Here is a 789-nt window from a genome sequence, read left to right on the forward strand (position 1 = left end):
TCGACGAGTCGGAGGCGCCGGACCTGACCGCCGCCCCGGTGTGGGGCCTGGTGCGTTCTGCGCAGTCGGAGAACCCGGGCCGGATCGTGCTGGTCGACACCGACGGCACCGAGGCGTCCGAGGCCGTGCTGGCGGCGGCGGTGGCCGGCGGTGAGCCGCAGCTGGCGCTGCGCGAGGGCCGGGTGCGGGTGCCGCGCCTGGTCCGGGTGGCTGTCCCCGACGTCGAGGCGCGGCCCTGGGACCCGGAGGGCACGGTGCTGATCACCGGTGGCACCGGGACCCTGGGCGCCCTGCTCGCCCGGCACCTGGTCACCGAGCGCGGTGTGCGTCACCTGCTGCTGCTGTCCCGCCGTGGCGCCGACGCGCCCGGCGCCGCCGAACTGCGCGACGAACTCACCGCCCTGGGCGCGAGCGTGACGATCGCGGCCGCCGACACCGCCGACCGCGAGTCCCTCGCCGCCGCGATCGCGTCCGTCCCGTCCGCGCACCCACTGACCGCCGTGGTCCACACGGCCGGTGTGGTCGACGACGGTGTGCTGAGCGCGCTCACCCCCGAGCGCCTGGCCGCCGTCTGGGCCCCCAAGGCCGACGGCGCCCGCCACCTGCACGAGCTGACCCGGTCCCACGACCTGGCGGCGTTCGTCCTCTACTCCTCCGTCGCCGCCGTGCTCGGCGGCCCGGGGCAGGGGAGCTACGCGGCCGCGAACAGCTACCTGGACGCCCTCGCCGCCCACCGGCGCAGCATCGGTCTGCCCGCGCAGTCCCTGGCCTGGGGGCAGTGGGCCGAGG

Annotated in this window: 1 protein-coding gene; it reads left to right on the plus strand. The window is 77.3% G+C overall.

Features of this window, described 5'->3' with window-relative positions; translation table 11 throughout:
- Positions 1 to 789, plus strand: a 789-nt coding sequence (locus VR45_RS36220; RefSeq protein WP_045944177.1) for a beta-ketoacyl reductase, incomplete at both ends; no start/stop codon positions are given.

It is taken from the genome of Streptomyces sp. NRRL S-495 (genome assembly GCF_000966955.1).
Classification (GTDB): domain Bacteria; phylum Actinomycetota; class Actinomycetes; order Streptomycetales; family Streptomycetaceae; genus Kitasatospora; species Kitasatospora purpeofusca.